The sequence below is a fragment of the Leptospira inadai serovar Lyme str. 10 genome (assembly GCF_000243675.2).
In the GTDB taxonomy this organism is placed as follows: Bacteria; Spirochaetota; Leptospiria; order Leptospirales; family Leptospiraceae; genus Leptospira_B; species Leptospira_B inadai.
On record NZ_AHMM02000013.1, the window covers coordinates 1 to 2,500 of the forward strand.

The 2,500-nt window shown below is 38.7% G+C and carries 4 protein-coding genes and 1 pseudogene; 4 read left to right on the forward strand and 1 reads right to left on the reverse strand.

Annotated elements, in window-relative coordinates; genetic code table 11:
- On the forward strand, window positions 1–284 hold a 284-nt coding region (locus LEP1GSC047_RS03615; protein ID WP_039934066.1), incomplete at its 5' end, for an IS66 family transposase.
- A gap of 7 nt (window positions 285–291) precedes the next feature.
- On the opposite strand, the pseudogene LEP1GSC047_RS03620 reads toward LEP1GSC047_RS03615, so the two are convergent.
- A pseudogene (locus LEP1GSC047_RS03620) lies at window positions 292–615 on the reverse strand (transposase); the annotation flags it as partial.
- A 76-nt stretch (window positions 616–691) separates the two neighbouring features.
- Here LEP1GSC047_RS03620 and cas1 point away from each other — a divergent pair.
- Genes cas1 through cas4 form a run of 3 tightly spaced genes read left to right on the forward strand, consistent with a single transcriptional unit; the run spans window position 692 to window position 2,429 of the window.
- Window positions 692–1,537, forward strand: a complete 846-nt coding sequence (gene cas1 / locus LEP1GSC047_RS03625; RefSeq protein ID WP_010420339.1) for a CRISPR-associated endonuclease Cas1 — start codon at window positions 692–694, stop codon at window positions 1,535–1,537.
- A gap of 6 nt (window positions 1,538–1,543) precedes the next feature.
- The gene (gene cas2, locus LEP1GSC047_RS20780; protein ID WP_081654347.1) at window positions 1,544–1,849 is read left to right on the forward strand and encodes a CRISPR-associated endonuclease Cas2; all 306 of its coding nucleotides are present in this window, start codon (window positions 1,544–1,546) and stop codon (window positions 1,847–1,849) included.
- A 25-nt stretch (window positions 1,850–1,874) separates the two neighbouring features.
- A complete protein-coding gene (gene cas4, locus LEP1GSC047_RS03635; RefSeq protein WP_020988229.1) occupies window positions 1,875–2,429 on the forward strand; it encodes a CRISPR-associated protein Cas4 in 555 nt (184 codons plus the stop codon).
- Window positions 2,430–2,500: the final 71 nt, after the last annotated feature.

A 2,500-nucleotide genomic window follows, 5' to 3' on the forward strand; every position in this document is an offset into this window, starting at 1 on the left:
AAAAACTGCTTATCTTTTTGGATCGTCCGGAATTGCAATTAGATACAAATCTGGTCGAGAATGATATTCGTCCTTTTGTGATCGGAAGAAAAAATTGGCTCTTCTCTGGCTGCCCGGAAGGAGCGACTGCAAGTGCAGGATTTTATTCTTTAGTTCAAATTGCAAAGCTCGCGGGAGTCGATCCTTATGCGTATTTGCGGGATCTATTTACCTCTTGGGAAAGCGAGCCGAGGAGTCTTTCTTATCAGGATCTGCCGCAACTCGCTATACCTGCGCTCGATTAGGCGCTTACGCTTCTTCTACAGAACTCTCTCGACGTTTGTATCTTTCGATGATCGCAGACTCGAACGGAATTGTTCTAAGTTTAGGAACTTTTAACTTTACTTTTCCGGCTTTTGTTTCGAAGTTTCTATTATAAGATCCGGCTCGGGTATCTACTCGATCTGGATTTCTTTCATACTTCGAGGCTTGGCAGAGTTTATCTGCCTCCTCATCTAAAAGAGCATTCAGCGTTTCTTCGACTGAACCTCTTACGAGTTCACTCAAGTCCTTCTTGAGTTGGGTCTCATCCACTTGGATTACTTTCAGGTGGCTTTTATCTTCTTCTGCCCTCATGGGGGGTTCTCCTCTTCTTGAAATTTGTTTGCTTACAATCTCAATCGGTTAGGAGAGCCTTTCTTTTTATCTATAAATGTGCGAAATATTTAGAACGTTATCTTTCAAAAGGGGAATTCCAATCTACATCTGCGATTGGAACGGTCGCTATATATCTCAATTATCCGGATCACATGAACATGCCGTTGTTCAATTAAGAAAAAAGCAGTTAGACTATGTAGATCGACCTTATTGCAAGGATCTTGCTAAACTTATACTTTATGGAAAAGTTAAGAACCAAAAAGCGGTCCTCCAATACTTTGCCAAGTACCAGAAAAAGAAAGGCGTTGATGTAGATTGGTTGGAGAAAGTTTTAATCTCTTTAGATAGCATAACAAAATCCATACTCGCCTTTAATAGTGAAAATGATTGGCGATCTACTCTGTTAGGCTATGAAGGTAGTGCTGCCTCCCTTTATTGGAATACTCTTAAACACGATATATATTTTGGAGATTCTTTCAAAGGAAGAATAGGAAGAGGAGCTGGCGACTCTATCAACCAGGCACTAAATTTAGGATATGCAATTTTAGAAACATATATCTGGAATGCTGTTCATCTAGCTGGTCTTGAACCTTATGCGGGAGTTATACATACGGATCGCCCTGGAAAACCGGCCCTTATTTTAGATTTAATTGAAGAATATAGACCATGGATGGTGGATCGCGTCGTTCTCACTTTGAAAAGTCATTTAATAGGCACGGAAAGGATCTCTGAAGAAGCAAGAAAACTTGTTATATCGGGCGTTCAAAAGGCCTTTGAGAGTATTCATCCTTATAAAGGAAAAAAACTGCACATCGAAGTCATCCTTCAACGACAGATTTATCGATTATGCGGAGTATTTTATCAGCGATCCTCATACAGACCGATCTTATTCAAATGGTAGGTTCAAATGAAAAACTTTATAGAACTCTTAGTATGTTATGACATAGAATCTAATAAAACGAGAAGACAAGTAGCTGATATGCTCAAAGATTTCGGATTAGTATCAATCCAAAAATCGGTTTACTGGGGATGGGTCATTCTCGCTGAAAAGAAAGCAATCCTTCATAATATTCATAATAAGTACGAATTAAAAATTTCGGATAGAGTCCTTGTTATGGATGTCAACATGGCATCAAACGCAAAGTCCATTTTGATCGGATACTCAGATCTCGAACTGGAACGATTCGAAGAAAATGTCCAGATGGTAGTGTGAAATGAATGCGGAGATTCCTATTAATATGTTTAGGCAGTTTGCCTTTTGTCCGAGAATCGTATTTTTTCGAGAGCTTAAGCATATAAGTCCTACCTACCCTCTCTGGGTCGAGCAAGGTAAAGAAAAGCACGAAAAAAGAAACATTACTCTTAAAAAGAAACTGCCAAAAGTTCTTAAATACCTAAATGGAAAACTGGATTTAGATGTACCTGTAAGATCCAGTTTTGGATTTTTCGGAGTGTTAGACGGACTAATACGAACTCAAAATGAATTAATTCCTATCGAATTCAAATCTTCGACATCAAAGCCGGGCAAGAGTGCGCTGCTTCAATTAGGAGCGTATTCTGTTTGTTTAGAGGAAATGGAGGGCAAGGAAATAAAGAGGTCTTTTCTACTTTATGGAGATAGAGTAAAAGTTTGGGAAATTCATCTATCCAAAGATATTCGTGAAATGGTAAAAGCGACTTATCAAAATATAAATGAAGTTATGAATATACCCTTGCTACCTTACGTATCCACCTCTCCTTCCAAATGCATTCAATGTGAATATCTAAACTATTGCAATGATCGGAACATATAAAAAAAGCCGGTAGGTATTGACCCTCCGGCTCGCTTTTACCAAAAGAAGAAAACTAACTGAGACATAGGAAA